This is a genomic window from Phenylobacterium ferrooxidans (assembly GCF_042714595.1).
Classification (GTDB): domain Bacteria; phylum Pseudomonadota; class Alphaproteobacteria; order Caulobacterales; family Caulobacteraceae; genus Phenylobacterium; species Phenylobacterium ferrooxidans.
On the sequence record NZ_JAOTJD010000020.1, the window covers coordinates 28,671 to 52,776 of the forward strand.

Here is a 24,106-nt window from a genome sequence, read left to right on the forward strand (position 1 = left end):
CCCGCAAGGCCTTGCGAGCGTGGGGAAGCACAGCCAGAACGCCACCATCTTAGGCCGGTTCCGGCTGCGGCGCAAAGCTGTCGCGCCTGATCGAATTGTGTTCGGCATTGGGGCCCTCAGCCCACGGTTCCTGTCGCATCGGCGCAAACAGCGATCTATGGTCTTCTCATGAGTGAGAAGGCCGCCGGCCTGAACCTGGACCGTAAGCGCCTCGACCTCGCGCTCCAGGCTGCGCGTCTGGGCGAGTTTGAGTGGGACGTCGTCCGCGGCGTTTTCATCGTCAGCGACCGGATGGCCGCGATCACCGGCATGCCGTCCGGTGAAATCCCCGTAGATGGCGCCGCGGATATTCAGGCGTTCGTGCATCCCGACGACAGGGATGCCCTGACCCTTCAGATTCAGGAGAGCCTCCGCGCCGAGGGTCGCTACGAAGCCGAGTACCGCCTGCAGCCAGGGCCTAACGGCGAGATCATCTGGTTGCGGGCGGCCGGGATCCAGGTCCTGAACGACGCCGGCGAGATGACCGCCCTCTGTGGCGTCGTCCAGAACATCACTGACAGCCGGGTCGAAGACGACCAGCGCCGCACCCTGATGGCCGAGGTGGACCATCGGGTGAAGAACGTGCTCGCCGCGGTCCAGTCCCTGGCCTACCAGACCGCCAAGCGCACCACGTCCCTCGAGAGCTTCCTCTCCAACTTCGCCGGCCGGCTGAAGTCCATGGGCTCGGCAAACGAGCTTCTGACGGCCGCTCGCTGGCGTGGCGCGGCCATCGCCCACCTGGCGGCCGCCGAACTCGGAGGCATCGCCCCTGGTCAAACCCGTTGGGAGGGGCCCGAGCTGTTCCTGACGCCGCGCGCCGCCAACGCCCTGTCCCTGGCCCTGCACGAACTGGCCACCAATGCGGTGAAGTTCGGGGCGCTTTCCACCGACACCGGCCGGGTCGATGTCCGCTGGACGGAGCGGCCGGAGGGCGGGTTCGAACTGACCTGGAACGAGAGTGGCGGGCCCCCGGTCGGCGTCCCCGGACACAAGGGCTTCGGCTCCACCCTGCTGGCCCAGGTCACCGGGCGAGAACTGAACGGCGAGGTGGTCCCCGAATTCCGCGCTGCCGGCGTGCGGGTGCGGGTCACCGCCGGGGCCCAGACCCTGGTGGACCGCCCCGAAAACGTGCCCGAGGCCCCGGCGGTCCGGGTGTTCGAAACCACGCCCAGGACCGACCAGCCCACGGACCTGCGCGGGTCGCGGGTGTTGATCGTCGAGGACGCCGTGCTGCTGGCCCTGGAGCTGGAGACCGGCCTGGCCGACGCCGGCGCCGAGGTGGTGGGGCCGGCCTATGAACTGGCCGAAGCCATGGCCCTGCTGGACGGCCATATCGATGCCGCCGTGCTGGACGCCAACCTCAACGGTCTTTCGGTGCATCCGGTGGCCGAGGCCCTGGCGGCCCGCGGCATCCCCTTCGTCTTCGCCACCGGCTACGGCGACACCGGCGCGCCGCTCGGCTTCGACGCTCCGATCATTCGCAAGCCCTACGACGTGACCCAGGTGGCCGCCGCGGTCTCGGCCCTGCTCAACGCGGCCTAGTCTCCCGCTCACGCCCCGGGGGCGGGGCAGCATGAAGTCAGATCTCTTCGCCGTTCAGGAACCTGATCATGGTCGCCGTGGCCGTGCGGTCCTGGATCATGAACAGGTGGCCGCCCTCGAAGAACCGCAACGTCGAGCCCTTGATCCGGCTGGCCAGGTTCTCCTGGGTCGCCGGCAGGGCGATGCCGTCATAGCGGCCCGCGGCGATCAGGGTCGGCGCCTCGATCTGGTCCAGCCGGTCCCAGGTGTCGTGGTGGGCGCGGGCCTCGAGCTGACGCCGGGCGCCCATCTCGTGACCCGGTTCCTCGCCATAGGGATCGGCCGAACTGATGGCGATGATCTGCCTGTAGGTGTCGGGGTTGGCTTCCGCCCAGGCGGCGTCGCGGCGGGTGTCGGAGATCGGCGTCAGGTATCTGGCGCGGGCCTCGCCCTTGAGGTGGTCGATCTCGTGGAAGGGGAAGGAGGCGCCGCCGGCCCCACCTGGCGAGGTGCAGGCCAGGACCAGGCGGTTCACCCGGCGCGGATGCCGCAGGACCAGCTCCTGGGCCACCATGCCGCCGAAGGAGACGCCGACAATGTGGGCGCGATCGATGCCCAGCTCCCCCATCAGGGCCGAGGCGTCGTCGGCATAGTCAGCCATGCTGTAGGCGACGTCGGGCTTGTCCGAACGCCCCAGGCCGCGCTGGTCGTAGGACACCACGTCGAAGGCCTTGGGAAACGGCCCGTCGAACTGGTTGGGCTTGTTGCGGAGGTCGCCGCCGGTGCCGGAAATGAACAACAGGGGCGGACCAGATCCCGCCCGCTCATAATAGAGATCCAGGCCGTTCACGTGGGCGGTGGGCATACGAACTCTCCCTGCCGCGACAGCGGCGCAAGCTTCGCCTAGGTTCGGACGAGCAGGGCAGCCAGGCAAGCGGGGAAGCATCATGAAGAGCGTCGTGGTCACGGGAGTCTCCACCGGCATCGGCTGGGGGATCACCAAGGTGCTGACCGGACAGGGGGTCCGGGTGTTCGGCAGCGTGCGGAAGGCCGCGGACGCCGACCGCCTGCGTCAGGAATTCGGCGACCGCTTCGTCCCCCTGATCTTCGACGTCACCGACGAGGCCGCCGTGCGCGCCGCCGCCGAGCAGGTGCGGGTCGCCCTGGCCGGCGAGACCCTGATGGGCCTGGTGAACAACGCCGGGGTGGCCGTCGCCGGCCCGCTGCTGCACCTGCCCATCGCCGACTTCCGCCAGCAGATCGAGGTCAATCTGACGGGTGTGGTGATCGCGACCCAGGCCTTCGCCCCGCTGCTGAACGCGGGCGGCAAGGGAACCTCGGGCCGGATCGTCAATATCAGCTCGGTGGGGGGCAAGAACGGCTCGCCCTTCCTGGCGCCCTACAACGCATCGAAGTTCGCGGTGGAGGGCCTGTCGGAGTCCCTGCGCCGCGAGCTGATGCTGTTCGGTGTCGACGTGATCGTGGTGGCCCCCGGCGCGGTGGCCACGCCGATCTGGGGCAAGGCGCGCCCCGAGGACATCGAACCCTATCGCCACACCCCCTTCTATCCGGCCCTCCAGAAGGTCCACGCCTTCATGACCTCCAGCGGCGCCGCCGGCCTGCCCCCGGAAGCTATCGGGGAGGCGGTGGCCAAGGCCCTGACCACCGCCAAACCCAAGGTCCGCTACACCGTCGCCCCCAACCCCCTGACCACCTTCATGATGGCCAACCTGCCCAGGCGCGTTGTGGACAACATGGTCGGCAAGCGGCTGGGGCTCTCTTCCTAGACCTTCGGCATCAGGATCTGCTGTGCGGCGGCGCGGGCGATCAGCTCGCCGTCCTCGCGGCGGAAGTCGGCCTCCACGGTGATCAGCTGGCGGGTGGAGGCCGTCACCCGGCCCTCGATGGTCAGGGGGCGGGCGGCGCCGACCTTCACGAACTGCATCTGCAGATTGATGGTGCGGTAGTAGGTCTCGTCGGGCACGACGGTCATGGCGGCAAAGGCCAGGATCTGGTCGGCCAGGGCGGCCAGATAGCCGCCGAACAGCGAGCCATCGCCGTTGAGGATCTCCGGCGTGGGTCGCCAGGTCTTGCGCACCCAGCCCGGGCCCCAGTCCTCCAGGGTTCCCATCCTCAGGGTCGTCACCACCGGCGGGACCTCTGTCGCCCCCGCCTTCAACGCGTCCAGCCGTTCCGTCGCCCAGGTCATCTGTCGCGCCTCCCCTGTTGAGGCCCGGACAATCCGAGTTATGCTCAGGTTCGGCTACTCGCCTTCCACGGAGACCCCGGGCGCATGGCGCAATCCCAACGCCGACAACCGAGACAGGCCCGGGCGGTGGCGACTCAGGCAGCCATCTTCGAGGCCACCGCTCAGATTCTGGAGGGTCAGGGGGAGGCGGCGCTTACCACCAATGCGATCGCAGAGCGCGCGGGGATCAGCATCGGCACGCTTTACCAATACCATGCCGACAAGGCCTCGATCCTGGTGGCCATGGCGCTGGCCGAGAACGCCAAGGTAAGGGCGCAGCTGATCGCGGCGGCGGGGCCGGACGGGGTCTCGCCCGCGCGCCTGGCGATCCGCGCCCAGATCGCCATCATGGCCGACCGCCCGACCACGCGGCGGGCCTGCCTGAAGGCGATCCTGGCCACCGAGCACATCGCGGCCGAGGAGAAGACCACCAACCGTCTGATCGAGCGCCACCCCGGCGACCGCCTGGACCGCTTCGTCATCAGCCGCGCGGTGATCGGGGTGATCCGCGCCGCGGTGCTGGAGGGTTCCCCGGTGCTCACCGATCCCGGGCTGGAGGACGCGCTGATGAAGCTGGTGGAGCGGTATTCGCCTTGACCTTCCAGAGGGGCCCCTGGAACTTCGCCCCATGAGTTTTCGCCTCGCGGTCGCCCAGAGTCTTGTCGGTCTCGACCAGCACGCCAACGCCGCCGCGGTCCGCGACCTGATGCGTCAGGCCCGCGCCGCCGGGGCGGACCTGGCGCACTTTCCGGAAGGCGCGGTGTCGGGCTACCCCTCGGGCGCGGGCAAGGCCCACTTCAAGGGCTGGTCGGTGGACTGGGAAGGGCTGCGCCGCGAGCTGGAAGACATCGCCAAGCTTGCCGCCGAGCTGGAGCTCTGGGTCGTGGTCGGCGCCAACCACCGGCTCTCGGGCGAGACCCGTCCGCACAATAGCCTTTACGTCATCTCGCCCCAGGGAGAACTGGCGGGCCGCTACGACAAACGGCTGATCTCGGGCAGCGAGCTCGCCGACTTCTATACGCCGGGACGTGATCCCCTGGTGTTCGAGGCCGGCGGCTTCCGTTTCGGCCTGGCGCTCTGCATCGAGGTCAACTTTCCCGAACTCTTCCTGGAATACGCCGCCCTGGGCGCCGACGTCGTCCTGTTCTCCACCTATTCGGAGGACCCGATCTTCGGGGTGCTGGCTCAGGCCTATGCGGCCGCCACCAACTGTTGGGTCAGTCTGTCGGCGCCGGCCCAGTTCAGCCGGGTGCTGAGCTCCGGCGTCATAGGGCCTCACGGCTACTGGCTGTCCCAGGCGTGCCGCGACGGCCAGCCGGCCCTGGCGATCACCGATCTCGACCGGTCCGATCCGGCGCTCGACATGGCGCTCAACAAGGCCCGGCCCTGGCGCGCCAAGGCCCGGACCGGTGACATCTACGGCGCGCGCAATCTTGATGACCGGCGGAGCCGCGACCAGAGCCGGTTCTAGACGGGCGCCTTGTGGATCGGGTCGATCCAGGCGATCCCTTCCGGCTTCTCCACCGGCTCGATGTCCAGGTTCACCACCACCGCGTCGCTGTCGCTGCGCACCAGCAGGCATTCCAGGGTCTCATCTGCCGAGGCGTTGATCTCCTGGTGCGGCACATAGGGCGGGACATAGATGAAGTCGCCGGGACCGGCCTCGGCGGTGAATTCCAGCTTCTCGCCCCAGCGCATCCGGGCCCGGCCTTTCAGGACATAGATGACGCTCTCCAACGGCCCGTGGTGATGGGCGCCGGTCTTGGCGTCGGCGTGGATGTGCACTGTCCCCGCCCAGAGCTTCTGGGCTCCAACCCGGGCGAAGTTGATGGCCGCGGCCCGGTCCATGCCGGGCGTCTGAGGCGTATTGGTGTCGAGCTGGTCGCCGGGGACCACGCGCACCCCAGTGTGCCTCCAGGCGTCTTGCGGAATATCGGACATCGGCTCGCCTCCGGATGAAGCCCTAGACTATGCCCTTGGCCCGCAGCTCCGCCACCCTCCCGGCGGTAAGGCCCGCGAGGCCGGTCAGCACCTCGTCGGTGTGCTGGCCGAGGGTGGGCCCAGGCCAGCGGACCTTGCCCGGGGTCTCCGACATCCTGGGGAAGGTGTTCTGCATCTTGATCTTGCCGAACACCGGATGGTCGGTCTCCACGATGGTGTCGCGCGCCTGGAACTGTTCGTTCTCCAGCATGTCCGGCGCGCGGAATATCCGGCCCGAGGGGATGCCGTCGGCCTCCAGCAGGGCCAGCAGGTCGGCCAGCGCGAAGTCCTTGGTCCAGTCGGCGATGATGTCGTCCAGCTCGCCCTGGTTCACCCCGCGCGAGGCGTGGTCGACGAACTTCGGGTCCTTGGCCAGGTCGGGCCGACCCATCGTCTGCGCCAGGCGGGCGAAGACGGTGTCGCCATTGCCGCCGATCAGGATCATCTCGCCCTGCGCGCAGGGATAGACGTTGGACGGAGCGATCCCAGGCAGGATCGAGCCGGAGCGTTCGCGGACATAGCCGGTGAGGTCGTACTCGGTGACCAGGTTCTCCATCACCGCCAGCACGCTCTCATAGAGGGCGACGTCCAGCATCTGGCCGCGACCGGTATTGGCCCGGTGGTGCAGGGCCATGGTGATCCCCATCACCGCGTGCATGGCCGTCAGGCTGTCGCCGATGGAGATGCCGGCCCGCGCCGGGGGCCGGTCGGGCTCGCCGGTGACGTGGCGCAGGCCGCCCATAGCCTCGCCGATCAGGCCGTAGCCGGCGCGGGTGGCGTAGGGCCCGGTCTGGCCGAAGCCCGACACCCGGGCCATGATCAGGCGCGGATTGACGGCCGCGAGCGCCTCATAGCCCATGCCCCACTTCTCCATGGTGCCGGGCCGGAAGTTCTCGATCAGGATGTCGGCCTTGCCGATCAGGCCCTCGGCGATTTCGCGGCCCTCGGGCGTTCGCAGATCCAGGCCCACTGACTGCTTGTTACGCCCGATCACCGGCCACCAGGGCGACAGGCCCTGGGGCAGGCTGCGGCCCCACTGGCGCATGGGGTCGCCCACCCGGGGGTCCTCGATCTTGATCACCCGGGCCCCGAAATCCCCGAGAATCTGGCCCGCGAACGGTCCTGCGATCAGGGTGCCCATCTCGATGACCACCAGGTCCTTCAGGGGGCCTTGGTTGGCGGCGTCGGTCATTTGGGGTCTCCGGGCAGGTCGGCTTGGATGGCGGACCCGTTGGACCCGCCTGACCCCGCGTCTGTCAATCTCGCCGGCCGGGTTCCCGTCGCGCGCCCGCGCGGGGTTCCCTTCCACCCGGCGCGGGCGTAAGGCGGCTCTCATGACCGACTACGTCCTTGCTCCGCCGGCCCAGGCCTGCGTCCCCGTCGAGGGCTCGAGCGCCCTCTTCCCCGTCCGCCGCATCTACTGCGTGGGACGCAACTACGCCGCCCACCGCCGTGAGATGGGGGGCGACGACCGCGATCCGCCCTTCTTCTTCGCCAAGCCCGCCGACGCCATCGTCGCGCCCGGGGCCGCGGTCCCCTATCCGTCCCGCACCGCCAACCTGCACCACGAGATCGAACTGGTGGTGGCCCTGAAGGGCGGCGGCTCGAACGTGCCTGTCGAGAGCGCCCTGGACCTGGTCTACGGCTATGCGGTCGGCGTCGACCTGACCCGCCGGGACCTGCAGAACGCCGCCAAGGACAAGGGCCAGCCCTGGGAAGCCGGCAAGGCCTTCGACGCCTCTGCCCCGATCTCCGCCATTAAACCTTGGACTGGCCCGGCGCCCCAGGGGCGCATCGCCATTTCGGTGAACGGGACCGTGAAGCAGGAAGGCGTGGTGGCTGACATGATCTGGAACGTGGCCGAGATCATCGCCGAGGCCTCCAAGCTCTGGACCCTGGCGCCCGGCGACCTGATCTTCACCGGCACGCCGGAAGGCGTCGCGCCCATCGTGGCCGGCGACAAGATCGAAGGCGGCGTCGACGGCGTCGGCGCCCTCAGCTTCACGGTGGGCTGAGATGAGCCTGACCCTCTATTCCCAGTGGCGGGCCACCGCCCCCTATCGCGTGCGCATCGGCCTGGCGCTCAAGGGGCTCGACTACGCCTATGAGCCCGTCGACCTGGTGGGCGGCGCCCAGCACAAGCCGGCCTATCGCGCGGTCAATATCCAGCGCCTGGTGCCGACCCTGGACCTGGGCGACGGGACCGACGTCCTGACCCAGAGCCTGGCGATCCTGGAATATCTCGACGAGACCCATCCGGAACCCGCCCTGCTGCCCAGGGACCCGCTCGACCGCGCCCGGGTCCGCGCCATGGCGGGGATCATCGCCTGCGACATCCACCCCCTGAACAATATGCGGGTTCAGCGGGCGCTGGAGGCCATGGACGTCGCCGCCCCGCGCCGCGCCAAGTGGACCGAGCGGTGGATCGTCGACGGCTTCAACACGCTCGAGCCGATGATCGCCAAGTATGGCCAGGGCTTCTGCTTCGGCGACACGCCCACGATCGCTGACTGCTGCCTGATCCCGCAGATCTACTCGGCGGCCCGCTACAAGGTGGAGCTGGACGCCTGGCCGGCGATCCAGGCGGTGGGCTTGCGGTCCAAGGAGCACCCAGCCTTTATCGCCGCCCTGCCCGAGAACCAACCGGACGCGATCCCGGCCTAGTTCCCCCGCACCCGGACCCTTGCGGTCACCTTGCGGCCCTCGCTGTCGATGACCATCAGGCGGTAGAAGCCGGGGCCCTTGGGCCGCCAGACCACGCGGCCCGACACCGGGTCGCGGGCGAGGGGCTCGCCATCGATGTACCAGGCCAGGCCCTCGCCGCCGGCGGCCAGGACCAGGCCCCGAGACTTGGGGCCGAAGCTCTCCACCTGCACGGCCGAGCCGTCCGGCGGGAAGATCAGGCGTGGGCCGGGGGTGACGGTGTCCAGCTTTCGCAGGGCCTCCGGCGCCGCGCGGGGCGCGATGGGGCGCGGGGCTGCGGCCGGAGCGTCCAGCAGGTCGGCGACGTCGAACAGCAGGGGCAGGGCCGCGTCGCGTCCGGTGAGGCCGCCCCGCGCGCCCCCATCGGCCCGCCCGGTCCACACCAGGATCACGTACTTGCCGACAATGCCCGCCGCCACCGCGTCGCGGAAGCCGTAGGAGGTGCCGGTCTTGAAGGCCATCAGCGGCCGGCCCTTGGTGAGCGCCGCGGGGCTTGAGCCGGCCGGCGGCGGGGTCTCGCGCAGAATGTCCAGCACCTGGGTGGCGGCGGCCCCGCGCATCAGCCGGTCGCCCCCCTGTCGCGGGCGCTTCCTGGCCTCGGCTTGCGTCCAGGCCAGCGGCTTGGCCACGCCGCCATCGCCGAGCGCCGCATAGAGCACCGCCAGGTCCCGCAGGCTGATCCCGACGCCGCCGAGCGCGATGGCTAGGCCCGGCGTGCGAAGCTGCCGCCGAGGCCGCACCAGGGTCACGTCAACGGCGGCCAGCCGCGCCTCGAAGGAGGACGGCCCCACCTTCTCCAGCAGTTCGACGGCGGGCACGTTGAGGGAGTGGGACAGGGCCTCCCGCGCCGTGACCTTGCCGTGGAAGACCCGGTCGAAGTTCTCCGGCTGGTAGTCGGCGAAGCGGCGGGGGGCGTCATTGATCTCGGTGTCGGGCGCCGCGATGCCGTCGTCGAAGGCGAAGCCGTAGATGAAGGGTTTCAGGGTCGACCCCGGCGAACGGATCGCCCGCGTCATGTCGATCCAGCCCCCGGGACGCTCCAGGCCACCGGAGCCGACGGCGGCGCGGACGGCGCGGCTCTTGATCTCCACCACCAGGATGGCGGCGGTGTCCTCCGGCCCCTGGGCGCGGGAGACGGCGGCCGCCAGGGGCTCCAGCCGCGACTGCAGGCCGGCGTCGATCGTCGAGACCACCGAGGCCTGGGAGGCGGGCGCGGCGCGGGCCAGCTCTCCGGCCGCATGCCAAGCCATGGCGGGGAAGGGCGCGCGGCCGGGCAGGGGCTCGCTGTCGGCCTCGCTGGCGTCGGCCTCGGTCATGCGCCGGGCGCGCACCATCTTGTCCAGCACCGCGCGGCGGGCGGTGCGCGCCGCATCGGGGCGGCGGTCGGGCCGCCTGGCCTCGGGCGACTGGGGCAGGGCGATCAGCAGGGCCTGCTCGCTGTTGGTCAGGGTCTCCGGCTCATGGCCGAAATAGGAGAGGCTGGCGGCCCGCACCCCCTCCAGGTTGCCGCCGTAGGGGGCCAGGGTCAGGTAGAGGGCCAGGATTTCGCGCTTCGAATAGCGCGCCTCGATCTGCACCGCCCGGATCATCTCGATCAGCTTGGCGCCGAGGGTCCGGGGGCGGGGCTCCAGCAGGCGGGCGGTCTGCATGGTCAGGGTGGAGGCGCCGGAGGTCACCCGGCCGCGAACCATCGCCGAGCCCGCCGCCCGGATCACGGCGATGGGGTCGACCCCGGGATGCAGCCAGAACCGCGCGTCCTCGATGGCCACCAGGCGGCGTTGAAAGATCTTGTCCGTCCGCGCCAGATCGGCCCGGATCCGCCATCGCCCGTCCTCCACCGGCAGGGCGCGCAGCCAGGCGCCGCGCTGGTCCAGGGCCACCGGTGAGGACCGCTGGGCGCGCGACAGATCCGGCGGCAGCAGGGCGTCCAGGGCGAACACCGCCGTCTCGACCGCGAGCAGGGCGAGGAGCGCCAGGGTGATGCGGCGCACCTTTCCGCCCCCGTGACCAACGGGAACGGGGGAGGGGGACCGCGAAGCGGTGGAGGGGGCGACCTCAGGCTCGGCGCCCGGTCTTGCCCCCTCCACCACGCTCCGCGCGGTCCCCCTCCCCCGTAAACGGGGGAGGAAGATTTGACGCCAGTCCACTTACAGCTACGGCCCCGGCGTGATCGTTGTCCGGTCCGCGGCCGTGCGGGCGTTGAGCGCCGGGCGGTACATATCGTGGGCGTGGGCGCCGGGGAGCAGGAAGTCGCCGGCGGTCACCGCGCGGGCGACATAGGCGAAGGAGAAGCTCGCCTTGCCCGCCAGGTCGGTGGCGGCGACATAGCGGTCGTCGCGGCTTTCCTGGACGTCGGCGCCGGTCAGGGTTCCCAGGAACCGGAACGGTCCGTTCTGGGCGTCGTCGGGTCCCAGCACCGTCTCGATCTCGAAGCCGGCCGGCAGCGGATCGTCAATGACCAGCGCCATGGAGCGCGCCTGGCTGGAGCGTCCCGACACCACCACGATCACCCGGTCGCCCTGGCGCAGGGCCCGGGGATCGACCGCGCCGCCGGTGAAGCCCACCAGCCGCTTGTTGAGCGTGATGCCGCTCTCGCTGGCCGGCGGCGCGGCGATGGGGGTTCCCGTCACCGTCACCGTCCGCCAGAGCGCATTGCCGCCGTTGGTGAAGCTGGCCGCCGACAGCTTGCCCACGGCCCAGCGCGGCGCTCCGCCCGCCGGGCTGAGCGGGGTGGCGCCGGCGGCGGTGACCTTCATCGGTCCCGCCGCTTTCAGCATGAAGTGGGCGGCCTGCAGCAGGCGGGCCTGCTCCTGGGTGTTGAGGCTGTCAGGGTCCTTCACGGCGTTCTCCAGCCGGCCTTGCAGGCCGCGCGCCATGCCGCTTTCCCCGGCCTCGTAGGCGAGTGCGATGACGGCCGCCAGGTCCCGCAGCGGGCTCTGGTACCAGTCGCTCTCCTCACGATAGCCCAGGCTGCGGATCGCCTGGCGCAGGGCCGAGCGGGCCCGGGCGTGGTCGCCCATCAGGGCGAGGCCCGCGCCCACCTGGGCCTTGGCCAGGGGCGAGCTTTCGCCCTTCATCTGCACGTCGTGCCACCAGCGCAGGCGGCCCAGGTCGCCCCGTCCGCCCTTGGCCAGGACGTAGAGGGCGTAGGCCGAGGCGCGGCTGCGCATGCTGGCCGTGGCCTTCTTCGAGGCGTCGGGCGAGCCCGCCCACCACTCGGGATATTCGGTGCGGTAGGAGATCGAGACCCAGCCGGTGGGCTGGGAGATCTGGCGCATGGCCGACAGCGCCCGGTCGACGGCCTGTTGCGGCACGGGCACGCCCGCGCGCTGGGCCTCGATCAGGAAGTCGGTGGCGTAGGCGCCCAGCCAGGCGTCGGCCTCGCCGTCGCCCACCCGCCAGAGGCCGAAGGCCCCGTCGAGGGTCTGGCGATCCAGCAAGCGTCCGACGGCGCCGGCCAGGGCGGCCGACGAGCGCTTCACTTTCGGGTCGCTGCTGACCTCCTGGGCGTAGAGCAGGGGATAGGCTGCCGAAATGGTCTGCTCGGTGCAGCCATAGGGGTAGCGTGACAGGGCCACAGCGATCGGCCCGGGGTCGAAGCCCCGGAACGGCGAGTAGCTGACCTGCATCGTGGCGTCCCCCGCCGCCAGGCCCGATAGCAGGTCGGCCGTCGGGGTGTAGCTGGTTCCGGGACGTTGCAACTCGATGGTGGTGCGGGTGACCGGGCTCCAGCCCAGGCGGGTCTGGATCGGATAGTCGCGCACCGTCGTGAAGCCCGGGCCTGTGACCGTGAACCCGACCTTGCCGATGCCGGCGCGGGTGGGGGCGTCGAAGGCGATCCGCTCGGCGACCCGCTGGTTGAGGGTCAGCTGATAGGCCTTCTTGAAGGGCGCCAGTATCCCGCCCGACGAGGTAAGCTGGGCGACATACGCGCCGACCCTGCCCTCCAGATTGTGCAATTCCAGGGTGGCGAAGGCCTTGTCCCCGGGCGCCAGGAAGCGCGGCAGGGACAGTTCGGTCACCACCGGTTCGCGCACGGTGAGCGGCCTGGAGGCCGACCCCACGGCGGTGTCGGTCCAGGCCACGGCCATCAGCCGCAGTTCGCCGTTGAAGTCCGGCGCCGGGAACTTGATCACCGCCTTGCCGTCCAGGCCCGTCTCTACCACGCCCGACCACAGGGCCACGGTCTTGATGGGGGTGACCGTCAGGCCCTCACCGCCGATCTCGTCGCCTCCGAAGCTGACATTGGCGGGCGCCCCCAGGTTGGGGTCGAGCATGCGGCCGTAGTCATCGCGGTAGCCGAGGGTCAGGGCCTTCTTGCCGAAGTACCACTTCACCGGATCGGGACTGTCGAACTTGGTCAGGCGCAGGATGCCCTCGTCGACGGCCGCCAGGGTCACGTGCGCCCGGCCGCCGAGGCCGGCGCCCTTGATGGTGATGGGCACGCTGAGCAGGGCCTTGGAGTCCACCTTGGCCGGGGTGTTCAGCTCGACGCTGAGCTTGCGGCTCTTGGGATCGAGGGGGACGTAGACCAGGCCAAGCGCCCGGCGCGGCTTGGGCGCGGCCACCGGATCGCGGGGCTGAACCACGCTCACCAGGACATAGGCCCCGCCGCCCCAGGCGCCGTTGGTCTTCAGGCGCACGGTGGCGCCCTCCTTGCCGACGCTGACGGTCTTGAAGTCGATCAGCCGGTCGGTCGCCACCGCGATCTGAGCCTCGCCGGCATAGGGGGGCTTCAGCGTGATCTCGACGGTGTCGCCCTGGGCGTAGGTCTGGGCTCCGGCGCTGACCCGCACGAAGTCGGGGGCCTCCACGTCCTTGGCCGGCGCGCCCCAACCCGAGGCGAAGCGGATGACGCTTTTCGCGCCGCCCGGTCCGGTGAGCTCGAGGCGATAGTCGCCCCAGCCGAGACGGCGTGCGATGCGGGCGGGAGCCCCAGCGCCCACGTTCAGCGCGCCCTTCTGCACCACCACGTCGCGGCTGGTCCGGCGCCACTGCCAGCGTCCGTCCTGCTGGTACCAGTCATAGTCCCAGTTCTCGGCGATCAGACTGTAGGCCACGCCGTTGGCCGACGTCCGCTTGCCCATGGCGTCGGCGGCGATGACGTTGAGGGCGATGGTGGGATCGCCACTGCCGCCTGAGTCACCCTGGTCGACCTTGACCCCCAGATAGAGGGCCTTGGTGCGGACCTTGAGGTTCAGGCCCTCGCGCACCGGCCGGCCGCCGGGCTCGAAGACGCTCGCGGTCATGACGGCCGACAGGGGCTGGGGGGTGTCGCCGGCCTCGGCGGCCGACAGCTTCAGGGTGGCCCGGCCCTCGCCATCGGTGACGGTCTGACCGAGGGCGAGATACTTCTCCTCGAAGGGGCTGACCTGGTCGCCCCACTGATAGCCCTCGAACTGCGGGAAGGGATCGGCGTCGACCTTCAGTCGCGCCTCGCCCTGCACCTGCAGGCCGGCGCCGGCAGCGCCGTAGAGGAAGCGGGCGTTGATATCGACATTGCGGATCTCCGCTGCCTTCAGCGGAACGGATTCCTGGCCGACCGTGGTCACCGCCAGCCGCTGCGGGGCGAAGTCCTCGACCGAGAAGCTCAGGGTCCCGGCGGGCTGCTCCAGGCCGTCGATCTCGACCTTGGCGGTCCAGCGGCCGCGGGGCGCGCTCTTGGGCAGGACGACATCGGCGCCGACGGACCCCGCCGGGGCGCGGTCGAAGGCGTAGCGCTTGAACTCCACGCCGGACGGACGGCGCACGACGATGGCGCCCTTGCGATCCTTCACCGCCTTGACCTCACGGTCGCGCAGCAGGGCGTTCAGGTGCACCGTCTCGCCGGGGCGATAGATGCCGCGATCGCCATAGATGTAGGCGTCGACGGCGGTGGAGACCGAACGGCCGGCCACGCCGCCATCCGGGCTCTCGGAGGTGCGGCCGCCGATGCCCTGTTTCGACAGGTCGACAGGGGCGCGGTCGAGGTCGAGCACGGCGAGGTCGCCGGCCGGTCCATAGGCCATCACCATCTTGGCGTCGGCGGGGCCTTCGCCCTCCAGCAGGGCGTGGTCGAAGCGCACGCGGCCCGAGGCGTCGGCGTTGGCCACGGCCAGGTCCTCGCCGTTGCGGGCCACCAGGGTGACCTTCACGCCCGGCAGGGTCTTGGCGGTCTTCAGCGAGCGGACCACGACGTCGAGGGCTTCGGAGCCGTCATAGGCCGACAGGGCCATGTCGGTGAACATCACCCAGCGCCTGGCCTGGGCCGGCGGATTGGGGTCGAGGTTCTCGCCGTCGTCGCCCTTGATGGCCCGGCCGCCGGAGGCGTCGCGCGCCTTGATGACGTAGCCGCCCGGCTTCATCTCCTTGAGCACGGCGCCCAGGGGGAAGACGGTGGTGGTGCGGTCGCCGACGTTCTGGGCGTTCACCGCCACCTCGCCCTTCCAGACGATCCGGCCCTCGTCGTCGGGGCTGTCGGAGCCGTAGTCGTCGGAATACTGGCCCTCGGGCGTGGGATCGGGCGCGCTGATCGACTTGCGGACCAGGTTGCGGTCCACCACGCGCCAGACCTCCACATAGAGGCGTGACACGTTCACGGTCTCGATGCCGACGCCGTCGGCGTCCTCGCGGGGCAGGATCACACCCTCGCCGGCGAAGCCGACATAGGGGGGCTTTTCGCCGAAGGTGAAGTCGACATCGGCGTTTGCGGCGAGGAGTTCGCCGCCCCGGGCGGGCAGGCCCTTCAGCAGGGTCACGCGGCGGTCGGTGAAGCCGACGCCCGCGACGCACAGCTCGGAGCCCTTCACCGAGACGGCGGGGCTGCCCCCCATGTCGGGCGCCACCAGCACATAGTCGGCATAGGACTTGGCGGGATCGAGCGGACGGGTCAGCTCGACGCAGGCCAGGGGCTCAGGCTTGGAGGTGTCGATGCGCGAGCGCCAGACGGCGAAGCCTTCGGGCTTGGGGACGCCACGGCGGGGCGCGTTGGCGTTGCGGGGCTTGCCGAACAGGGACCAGCCCTGGGCGCCTGGCTCCAGCTTGGCGGCGGGGCCGGATTTGCCGGCGCCGAACAGGGAAAAGCCGTCCATGCCCTTGGCGGCCATGAAGCCGCCGCCGAAGGCCGCCACCAGCAGGCCTGCGGCCAGCAGGCCCGGCACACGGCTGGAACGCGCCCGATCGGTCCACCCCCGCAGGCGGCCACGGAACGTCGAGGCGGGGCGTTGCGGGGCGGGATCGGGCCGGGGCATGGGCTCAGGCGCGCCCTCGGTCGGCGTCTCGTCGCTCGGAGCCATCGCCCCCTCCCCGGATGACTGGTGTTGCCGCGAGAGGGGAGGGCAAAGCTTAGCCAAGGTCAATTGGCGTAACCTGTTGCGGACGCCTTACCAGCCGATTTCCAAGGCGCGGACCCACCGGGTCGCTGTTGCGTCTCGACGCGACCCCTGTGACGTCAGACGTCTGTCTGGCCGGTCACGAAGATGTTGCTCGCTGCACTGCATGAGGCGCACCACCGCTTGACACAAAGGTGCGTTGGAGTCGTCATCAAGCATTCTTGCTGCAACGCAACAACGCGAGGCCGCCCATGACAGACCAACCGTTCGCCTACTCACTGGCCCATGCCGAGCTTGGCTGGTCGTGGTCGGTCTATGACCTGGACGGCGAGACCGTCGCCACCGGCCTGGATCGTAGCCAGTCGGGCGCCCAGGCCGCGGTGGAGGACACCATCCGCCGCGCCGCCTCGGAGATGCGCGCCTAGCGCTTGACCGCCGACGCGCCTGGACGTCCCATCGCGGTCATGGCGGCGCAGACGCGCCGCGCCCCTGACGCGCAAGGACATCCCTCGCATGCGATCCCTACTTCTGGCCGCCACTGCGGTCGCCCTGCTGGCCTTCGGGCCGGCCGCCGCCCAAGGCGCAAAGCCCACCCCGGCGGAAGCCAAGGCCTTCGCCGACAAGGCTGAGGCCGATCTCGCCGCCTTCAGCGAATACGCCGCCCGCTCTTCCTGGGTCCGCGCCACCTACATCACCGAGGACACCCAGTGGCTCGAGGCCAAGGCCAGCGCCGAGCAGAATGTGCTGGCCACCGGCTACGCCAAGCAGGCGGCGAAGTATGACGGGGTCGCTGTCGACCCGGTGACCGCCCGCAAGCTGAAGCTGCTGAAGCTGTTCCTCACCTCGCCGGCGCCCGACCGGCCCGGCGCGGCGGCCGAACTCGCCGGCCTGCAGTCCAGGCTCGACTCCACCTATTCCACCGGTAAGTTCCAGCACCAGGGCAAGACCCTGACCCTGAATGACGCCGAGGACATCCTGGCCAAGAGCCGCGACCCCGCCGAGCTGAAGGCGGTCTGGGAGGGCTGGCACACCGTTTCCCCGCCGATGAAGGCCGACTACGCCAGGGCGGCGGCCCTGACCAATGAGGGCGCCAAGGGCCTTGGCTTCGCCGACACCGGGGCGCTGTGGCGCTCCAACTACGACATGGACCCTGACGCCTTCGCCGCCGAGACCGACCGGCTGTGGACCCAGGTGGAGCCCTTCTACCGGAACCTGCACTGCTATGTGCGGGCCCGGCTGAACGACAAGTACGGCGATGCGGTCCAGCCGCGCACCGGCCCGATCCGCGCTGACCTGACCGGCAACATGTGGGCCCAGACCTGGGGCAACATCTATGACGTGGTGGCGCCCAAGACCGCGGCCTCCAGCTATGATCTGGACAAGCTCCTGGTGGCTCACGGCTATACGCCCGTGAAGATGACCCAGACCGGGGAAGCCTTCTATTCGTCCCTGGGCTTCGCGCCCCTGCCCAAGACCTTCTGGGAACGCTCGATGCTGGAGCGGCCGCGGGACCGCGAGGTCACCTGCCACGCGTCGGCCTGGAACGTGAACGACCGCGATGACATCCGCATCAAGGCCTGTTTCAAGGTCAACGCCGACGACTTCTACACCGTCCATCATGAGCTGGGTCACAACTACTACCAGCGCGCCTATTCGGCTCAGCCCTATCTCTTCAAGGGCTCGGCCAATGACGGCTTCCACGAGGCGGTCGGGGACCTGGCCGGCATGTCGGCGCTCACCCCCACCTACCTCAACCAGATCGGCCTGCTGGAAAAGGTCCCAGGGGCGGAGGAGGACATCCCCTATCTGCTGAAGATGGCGCTCGACAAGATCGCCTTCCTGCCCTTCGGCCTGATGATCGACAAGTGGCGCTGGCAGGTGTTCTCCGGCCAGGTGGACGAGGCGCACTACAACGAGGCCTGGTGGAAACTGCGGGGCCAGTACCAGGGCCTGGCCCCGCCCGGTCCGCGTCCCGCCGACGCTTTTGATCCGGCCGCCAAGTACCACATCGCCGCCAGCGTGCCCTACATGCGCTACTTCCTGGCCTTCAACTACGAGTTCCAGTTCCAGCGCGCGGCCTGCAAGCAGATGGGCTGGAAGGGGCCGCTGCACCGCTGCTCCCTCTATGGCCGCAAGGATGTGGGCGAGAAGCTGAACGCCATGCTGGAGCTCGGAAACTCCCAGCCCTGGCAGGAGACCCTCAAGGTCTATTCGGGCGAGACGCGCACCGACGGCAGCGCCATCACCGAGTATTTCAAGCCTCTGAACGGCTGGCTGACCCAGCAGAACAAGGGCGAGCGCTGCGGCTGGTAAGCGGGGCGCCGCGAGGAATTCCTTGCGGCGCCGTTTACCCTGCGGGGCGCCTCTTTCGTTTACGCTGATCTGCGAAACTCCCCCGATATTCCTGAGATCGGGGGCGTGGCGTGCGCGCGAAACTGGACCAAGACGAGACTCGGGCGATGGACTGGCGGGTGCGGCTGCTGCGCCGCTGCGTGGCCGGCGCCCGGGACGAGAGCGGCGCCGCGGCGGTGTTCTTCGCGGTCTCCCTTATCCTGCTGGCCCCGTTGATGCTGGGCATGTTCGACATCTACCTGGCCTCGACCCAGCGCAACAACCTGCAGGACGCCCTGGACGCCGCGGCCCTCTTCGCCGCGCGCTCCACCGGCACGACCAGCGGCGCGGTGGACGCCGTGGGCGACGCCGCCCTCACCGCCAACCTGGTCCTGCCGGCGGGCGCCACCCTGGTGGCCTCGAACTTCACCCTCGTGGGGGACAAGGTGGTGGGCTATGCCGAGGTGACGCCCCCGGCCCTGGCGCCCGGCGTCTGGAACCACACCAACGTCAAGGCCAACGCCGAGGTCGTGCGCTCCCTCGACCGGCTCGAGATCGCCCTGGTGCTCGACAACACCGGCTCCATGCAGGGCACGAAGCTCGCCACCCTCAAGGACGCCGCGGCGGCCCTGGTGGACAAGCTGGTGGAGGCCTCGGCGCGCAGCGTTCAGACCGACCCCCTAAAGATCGCCCTGGTGCCGTTCTCCACCACGGTCCGCGTGCAGGGGACCACGGCGCTCACCAGCTACAACCCTACGAACCGCACCGGGCCGGGCATTCCCACCTGGATCGACCCGCTGGGCTCCGCGCACTGGGCGGGGTCCACGAACAACGACATCTTCGAGGTGAGCTCTGGCTCCACGACCAAGACCGACCGCTTCACGATGATGAAGAACATTGGTCAGTCCTGGGGCGGCTGCGTCGAGCAGCGCCGTCAGCCCTATGACATCCGGGAGGACGCGGCGAGTTCGGCGACCCCGGCGTCGATGTTCATTCCCTACTTCTGGCCCGACGAGCCCGACAGCAATCACTACAACAACTACATGAACGATGGTGGCGCCTCAGGCCTGACCGCCCGGCAGAAGCAGCGCCGGACCGCCAAGTACGCCGGCGGCAGCATGGCGCGGTCGGGGGCCTTCAGCCTCGATGGCTCGGGCTACGGCGCCTACTCCCTGGGCCCCAACGCCGGCTGCACCCTGCAGCCCGTCATCCCACTGACCACCAGCAGCGCCTCCATCAAGACCGGCATCACCAATATGACCGCGGTGGGGGAAACCAACATTCCCCTGGGCCTGGTCTGGGGCTGGCACGCGGTGGCGCCTTCCGGCCCGCTTACCGGCGGCTCGCCCTACGGCACCGCCCACGTCCGCAAGATCATCATCCTGATGACCGACGGCAATAACACCATGAACAATCCGTCCAGGAGCGGGGAATCGAACGGCTCGTTCTATGGCGGCCTGGGCTACATCTGGCAGAACATGCTGGGCACCACCTCGTCGGACGGTAACGTGCGCGCCGACGCCATCGACGCCCGGCTGACGCAGCTCTGTACGGCCGTGAAGGCCCGGGACATCGTGGTCTATACGGTGCGGGTGGAGGTCAATAGCGGCTCCTCGTCCCTGTTGCAGAACTGCGCCTCGACACCGGACAAGTTCTACGACGTGCAGGATGTCGACGATCTGCAGGCCGCCTTCGACGCTATCGCAGGCTCCATCGACAACCTGAGGCTGGCGAAATAACCGCGCCGGTCCCGGTGATCGCGTGGCGGCGCTTGAGAAGTCGACCCCGGGGGCCTATCTTGGTCCTTGGCGGGTCTGCTGCGGATCTCGTCGAAGGCAACAAATCCCAGAGACCTTAATTCTCTCTACGGGAGCTGTCCCTGTCCGGGCTCGTGGGCCCGGGCATATGGCGCCCACCTGGTATACCAGGTCCGAGGGGGTTTTAACCGTCCTTCACGGCTCTCGCGGCGCCGCCACCCTTTCCCTCCCTAGGGTGAGACCTTGTCCCCGACCTCCAAGACCGAGCAGCGGGCGCGCCTGCGCGTCCTGCGCAAAGCCCTGGCCATCGCGGCCCCCGATGCGGCCGAGCGGGCCGCGGCCCTGCTGCCCCTGGAACGGCTGCCGGCCTTCGCGGCCTTCGGCGGCTACCATGCCCTGGGATCGGAGCTCGACCCCAGCCCGCTGATCCGCAGGCTGGCGGCGACCGGCGCCATGCTGGCCCTGCCGGTGGCCCTGTCCCGCGACGCGCCCCTGGTCTTTCGAGCCTGGGATTCCCGCGACACCCTGGTTCCCGACGCGGTCGGCGTGCCGGCGCCGCCGCCCTCCGCCCCTGGACTGCATCCGGACCTGGTGATCGCCCCCCTGCTGGCCTTCGACCGCCGGGGCGGCCGCCTGGGCCAGGGCGGAGGTCATTATGATCGGACCCTGGAGAGCCTTCGCTCGAGCCGGCCGGTCTTTGTCCTGGGCCTGGCCTATGCCGGCCAGGAGGTCGAACCGATGGATCTTGACCCGCACGACCAGAGGCTGGACGCCATCCTCACGGAAACGGGCTATAGGGAAGTCCAGAACACCTAAGGACTTTCAATGCGTTTTGCTTTCTTCGGGGATGTGGTGGGCCGAGCCGGCCGCGACGGGATCGCCGACTATCTGCCCGCCCTGCGCCGCAGGCTGGCCCTGGATTTCGTCATCATCAACGCCGAGAACGCCGCGGCGGGTTTCGGCATCACCGAGAACACGGCCCGCGAGCTGTTCGACGCCGGGGCCGACTGCCTGACGCTGGGCAACCACTCCTTCGACCAGAAGGAGGCGCTCACCTATATCGTGCGCGAACCGCGCCTGATCCGGCCGGTGAACTATCCGCTGTTCGCCGACACGCCGGGCCGCGGCTCGCAGATGTTCGAGACCGACAAGGGCCAGCGCATCCTGGTGATCAATGTCCTGGGCCGCGTCCATATGGACAGCCTGGATGACCCCTTCGCCGCCGTGGACCGCGAGTTGGAGGCCTGCCCGTTGGGCATGGCCGTGGACGCCATCGTGGTGGACATGCACGCCGAGATCACCAGCGAGAAGATGGCCATGGGCCACTTCTGCGACGGGCGCGCCAGCCTGGTGGTGGGCACCCACACCCACGTCCCCACCGCCGACTGCCAGATCCTCAACGGTGGCACCGCCTACCAGACCGACGCCGGCGCCTGCGCCGACTATGACAGCGTGATCGGCAACCAGAAGGAAGAGCCCCTAAGGCGCTTCACCACCCGCATCTCGGGCGGCCGCTACAAGCCGGCCGAAGGTCCGGCCACGGTCTGCGGGGTCTATGTGGAGACCGACGACGCCACGGGCCTGGCCCGCCGGGTCGAGCCGATCCGCATCGGCGGGCGGCTGTCGGAAACCGTGCCCGTCCTGGACGCCGTGGCGGCGGAGTAGCCCGGCCACGACGACCTGGTTCAGGCGACTTCCGTCTCGACCCCTTCCGCGCGCGCCTCGCAGGCGTCGAGGATGGCGGCGATCAAGGCCATGGGCTGGATCGGCTTAGGCTGCACGTCGTCAAAGCCGTGGGCCAGCAGCTTCTGGTCCTCGCCTGGCATGGCGTCGGCGGTGAGCGCGATCACCGGCTGACGCGGGTCGCCCGTCTCGCCCGCGCGGATGCGGCGCAGGGCCTCGATGCCGTCCATGCGCGGCATGTGCACATCCATCAGCACCAGGTCGAAGGCCTTCTCCCGCAGCATCTCCAGGGCCTCGGCGCCGTCGTTGGCGGTCTCGAGACGCGCGCCAACCGCCTCCAGGACGGCGCGGACCACCGCCTGGTTGATCGGGTTGTCCTCGGCGACCAGCAGGGTGAGGCCCGAAAGCCCGCCGCTCGCCGCCTCGGGTTCGGCCAGGTCGACCGCGTCAGCGCGGGGCAGTTCCAGGGTGACGCGGAACACCGAACCCCGGCCGGGCTCGCTCTCCACCATGATCACGCCGCCCATCAGGTCGGTGAGCTGACGGCAGATGGCGAGGCCGAGGCCAGTGCCGCCGAACTTGCGCGTCGTGGCCGCGTCGGCCTGGGCGAAAGCGTGGAAAAGCCTGGCCTGTTGCTCAGGCGTGATGCCGATGCCGGTGTCGGAAACCGCGATCTCGAAACAGGCGGACTCCTCACCCTGGGCGATCACCCGCCGGACCGACAGGCGGACCTCGCCGGCGTGCGTGAACTTCAAGGCGTTGGACACCAGGTTCAGCATGATCTGGCGGATGCGGTTGGGGTCGCCGGCCAGCCAGCGCGGCGCGCCGGGCGCCAGCTCGTAGCTGAGCTCGACGCCCTTGGCGCTGGCGGTCTCGCGCCACAGGTCGATCACCCTGGCGCCGACCTCGGTGAGGTCGAAGGCGATTTCCTCCAGCTCCAGCTTGCCGGCTTCGATCTTCGAGACGTCGAGAATGTCGTTGAGGATGGCCATCAGCCCGTCGCCCGAGCGGATCAGCATCTCCACCTGGGCGCCCTGGCGCTCGTCCAGACGGGTCTGCTTCAGGGCGTGGGCCATGCCCAGGACCCCGTTCATCGGGGTCCGCAGCTCGTGGCTCATCATGGCCAGGAAGGCGGACTTGGCCTGGTTGGCCTCTATGGCCGTGGCCTGCGCGTCCTCCAGGGCCTGGGCGCTGCGCATGTTCACCACGGCGCTGTTGAAGACGTAGAGCACCGCCAGGCTGAGGCTGATCGCCAGGGTGAGGAGCGGCGCGCCGCTGAAGCCGCCGTCCAGGATCAGCAGGCCGATAAGCAGGGCGGCGGGGATACCGGTCAGGATGCCGAGCGCAAGCTTGGAGCGGAAGGCGAAACACTGGCCGTGGATCATCTGGCTCGCGGAGATGGCGATGCAGGTGAGCTGCAGGGCCTGGGACCCTGTCCGCCAGTACAGCCAGGCTGCGCCGGACCAGAACAGGCTGACCGCGACCGTGGCTCCGACATAGAGCAGGCGGTTGGTCATGGAATTGGGCCGGCCGGCGGCGGGCTCGCGGGTGACCCACCAGGTCCAGGCCTCGCTAGCCGCCACGGCGCAGAGCCAGATCGCCGCAAGCGCGGGTCCGAAATTCAGGCCCAGCAGCAGGCCGCTGACGAAGGTGAGGACGAGGCGAATCCCAAGGGTCGCGCGCGATTCCGCGCCGACGATATCCAGCTGTTCGTTGAGCAGGCCGCGCAGCGTCATGTTTCCAGCCGGCCCCCCTTTTGGCGCGTGTCGAATTCCCCTTCGTCAACCTAGGCCGGCAAACGTGAAATCTTCGTTTTTGGCGCCGGAGAACAAAATCCGCCTCATCGGGGCGGACGGGCCTCCGCGGGACGCCCGGGCAAGGTGGCCAGGGTCAGCTGGCCATCACCGTCGGCGTCGAGGAGCGCGAACCGCCTGCCGGCCGCCTTGGCCCACTCCTCGGTGGTGACTTTCCAGTCGAGGTTGGCGTCGGCGCCTCGCACCGGCTGCGGCTCATTCAGCAGGCCGTAGCGGGCGGCGCCCTCGCGCGGCGCGGCGCGGCGCGGGCCGCCGCCGTGCCGGTTTCCGCCCCGAGGACCGTCGGGACCGCCGCGCGGGATGTGGCTGGCCTGGCTGTCGCCGCCCATGGGGCCGCGGCGGTCGCCGCCGCCCTCGCCCGGAAAGCTCATCCGGGTGATCTCGGGGGCGATCTTCGTCTCGTAGGCGCTGTTCTCGAAGCCGTCGACCTTGCCGTCACCATTGGCGTCCAGGACCTTGAAGAAGGCCATGGCGTCGGTGCGGAACTCCGCCAGGCTGAGCGCCCCGTCATGGTCGGCGTCGGCCCTGGCGAACCAGGCCTGCCGGCCCTCGCCGCCCCGGAAGGGTTCACCCGAGGGGCTGATGAACAACCCGCCCGGCTGGGCGGCGGCCGGCGTGGCGATCAGGGCGGCGAGCAACAGCAGGTGGCGCATGAAGATCCCTTTGGTCGGGATCCATTGGCCAAGGTCATGGGACCAAACTAAGCCGCGACTGTAACGC

At 69.7% G+C, this 24,106-nt stretch carries 19 protein-coding genes and 1 other RNA gene; 12 read left to right on the forward strand and 8 right to left on the reverse strand.

All coding sequences use genetic code 11. The features are described from left to right. The first annotated feature begins 168 nt into the window (after window positions 1-168). Window positions 169-1,581 carry an HWE histidine kinase domain-containing protein gene (locus OCL97_RS11795; RefSeq protein WP_377370225.1) on the forward strand — a complete coding sequence of 471 codons (1,413 nt, stop codon included), beginning with the start codon at window positions 169-171 and terminating at the stop codon, window positions 1,579-1,581. 37 nt (window positions 1,582-1,618) lie between these two features. Here the strand turns inward: OCL97_RS11795 and OCL97_RS11800 are convergent, their stop codons facing one another. After that, on the reverse strand, window positions 1,619-2,425 hold the full coding sequence (locus OCL97_RS11800) for an alpha/beta fold hydrolase (RefSeq protein ID WP_377370226.1): 807 nt from the start codon (window positions 2,423-2,425) through the stop codon (window positions 1,619-1,621). Between the two features lie 82 nt (window positions 2,426-2,507). Between OCL97_RS11800 and OCL97_RS11805 the strand changes: the two genes are divergently transcribed. Next, window positions 2,508-3,347 carry an SDR family NAD(P)-dependent oxidoreductase gene (locus OCL97_RS11805; protein WP_377370227.1) on the forward strand — a complete coding sequence of 280 codons (840 nt, stop codon included), beginning with the start codon at window positions 2,508-2,510 and terminating at the stop codon, window positions 3,345-3,347. Here OCL97_RS11805 and OCL97_RS11810 read toward each other — a convergent pair. Beyond that, a complete protein-coding gene (locus tag OCL97_RS11810) occupies window positions 3,344-3,769 on the reverse strand; it encodes a PaaI family thioesterase (RefSeq protein WP_304775934.1) in 426 nt (141 codons plus the stop codon). The genes OCL97_RS11805 and OCL97_RS11810 overlap by 4 nt on opposite strands. A 126-nt stretch (window positions 3,770-3,895) precedes the next feature. On the opposite strand from OCL97_RS11810, the gene OCL97_RS11815 reads away from it, so the two are divergent. After that, on the forward strand, window positions 3,896-4,405 hold the full coding sequence (locus tag OCL97_RS11815; RefSeq protein ID WP_377370228.1) for a TetR/AcrR family transcriptional regulator: 510 nt from the start codon (window positions 3,896-3,898) through the stop codon (window positions 4,403-4,405). Between the two features lie 31 nt (window positions 4,406-4,436). After that, window positions 4,437-5,279, forward strand: coding sequence for a carbon-nitrogen hydrolase family protein (locus tag OCL97_RS11820; RefSeq protein ID WP_377370229.1), 843 nt, complete (start codon window positions 4,437-4,439; stop codon window positions 5,277-5,279). On the opposite strand, the gene OCL97_RS11825 is transcribed toward OCL97_RS11820, so the two are convergent. Together OCL97_RS11825 and OCL97_RS11830 are read right to left on the reverse strand one after the other, a co-directional pair. Next, on the reverse strand, window positions 5,276-5,749 hold the full coding sequence (locus tag OCL97_RS11825; protein ID WP_377370230.1) for a cupin domain-containing protein: 474 nt from the start codon (window positions 5,747-5,749) through the stop codon (window positions 5,276-5,278). The genes OCL97_RS11820 and OCL97_RS11825 overlap by 4 nt on opposite strands. A gap of 22 nt (window positions 5,750-5,771) precedes the next feature. Beyond that, the gene (locus OCL97_RS11830; RefSeq protein ID WP_377370231.1) at window positions 5,772-6,980 is read right to left on the reverse strand and encodes a CaiB/BaiF CoA transferase family protein; all 1,209 of its coding nucleotides are present in this window, start codon (window positions 6,978-6,980) and stop codon (window positions 5,772-5,774) included. A gap of 142 nt (window positions 6,981-7,122) precedes the next feature. Here OCL97_RS11830 and OCL97_RS11835 point away from each other — a divergent pair, with 142 nt between their 5' ends. Both OCL97_RS11835 and maiA read left to right on the forward strand, forming a co-directional pair. Beyond that, window positions 7,123-7,803 carry a fumarylacetoacetate hydrolase family protein gene (locus tag OCL97_RS11835; RefSeq protein ID WP_377370232.1) on the forward strand — a complete coding sequence of 227 codons (681 nt, stop codon included), beginning with the start codon at window positions 7,123-7,125 and terminating at the stop codon, window positions 7,801-7,803. A 1-nt stretch (window position 7,804) separates the two neighbouring features. Beyond that, a complete protein-coding gene (gene maiA / locus OCL97_RS11840) occupies window positions 7,805-8,452 on the forward strand; it encodes a maleylacetoacetate isomerase (RefSeq protein WP_377370233.1) in 648 nt (215 codons plus the stop codon). Here maiA and pbpC read toward each other — a convergent pair. After that, the gene (gene pbpC / locus OCL97_RS11845; protein ID WP_377370234.1) at window positions 8,449-10,482 is read right to left on the reverse strand and encodes a penicillin-binding protein 1C; all 2,034 of its coding nucleotides are present in this window, start codon (window positions 10,480-10,482) and stop codon (window positions 8,449-8,451) included. The two genes, maiA and pbpC, sit on opposite strands and share 4 nt — an antisense overlap. 162 nt (window positions 10,483-10,644) lie before the next feature. Further along, complete coding sequence (locus OCL97_RS11850; protein ID WP_377370235.1) at window positions 10,645-15,765, reverse strand: alpha-2-macroglobulin family protein; 5,121 nt, start codon at window positions 15,763-15,765, stop codon at window positions 10,645-10,647. Window positions 15,766-16,052: 287 nt separating this feature from the next. Here OCL97_RS11850 and OCL97_RS11855 point away from each other — a divergent pair, with 287 nt between their 5' ends. The 6 genes from OCL97_RS11855 to OCL97_RS11880 all read left to right on the forward strand — a co-directional run bounded on the left by OCL97_RS11855 (window position 16,053) and on the right by OCL97_RS11880 (window position 21,554). Continuing rightward, entirely contained in the window at window positions 16,053-16,226 is a 174-nt protein-coding gene (locus OCL97_RS11855; protein WP_304775912.1) for a hypothetical protein, read from the forward strand. Window positions 16,227-16,314: 88 nt separating this feature from the next. Further along, a complete protein-coding gene (locus tag OCL97_RS11860) occupies window positions 16,315-18,114 on the forward strand; it encodes a M2 family metallopeptidase (RefSeq protein ID WP_377370236.1) in 1,800 nt (599 codons plus the stop codon). Window positions 18,115-18,224: 110 nt separating this feature from the next. Further along, entirely contained in the window at window positions 18,225-19,871 is a 1,647-nt protein-coding gene (locus tag OCL97_RS11865; protein WP_377370237.1) for a pilus assembly protein TadG-related protein, read from the forward strand. Window positions 19,872-19,943: 72 nt separating this feature from the next. Further along, a non-coding RNA gene (gene ssrS / locus OCL97_RS11870) (6S RNA) lies at window positions 19,944-20,106 on the forward strand. A 26-nt stretch (window positions 20,107-20,132) separates the two neighbouring features. Continuing rightward, entirely contained in the window at window positions 20,133-20,705 is a 573-nt protein-coding gene (locus OCL97_RS11875; RefSeq protein ID WP_377370238.1) for a 5-formyltetrahydrofolate cyclo-ligase, read from the forward strand. Window positions 20,706-20,714: 9 nt separating this feature from the next. Next, window positions 20,715-21,554 carry a TIGR00282 family metallophosphoesterase gene (locus OCL97_RS11880; protein ID WP_304775904.1) on the forward strand — a complete coding sequence of 280 codons (840 nt, stop codon included), beginning with the start codon at window positions 20,715-20,717 and terminating at the stop codon, window positions 21,552-21,554. Window positions 21,555-21,574: 20 nt separating this feature from the next. Here the strand turns inward: OCL97_RS11880 and OCL97_RS11885 are convergent, their stop codons facing one another. Next, window positions 21,575-23,308, reverse strand: coding sequence for an ATP-binding protein (locus OCL97_RS11885; protein ID WP_377370239.1), 1,734 nt, complete (start codon window positions 23,306-23,308; stop codon window positions 21,575-21,577). Between the two features lie 104 nt (window positions 23,309-23,412). Continuing rightward, entirely contained in the window at window positions 23,413-24,039 is a 627-nt protein-coding gene (locus tag OCL97_RS11890) for an EF-hand domain-containing protein (protein WP_377370240.1), read from the reverse strand. Window positions 24,040-24,106: the final 67 nt, after the last annotated feature.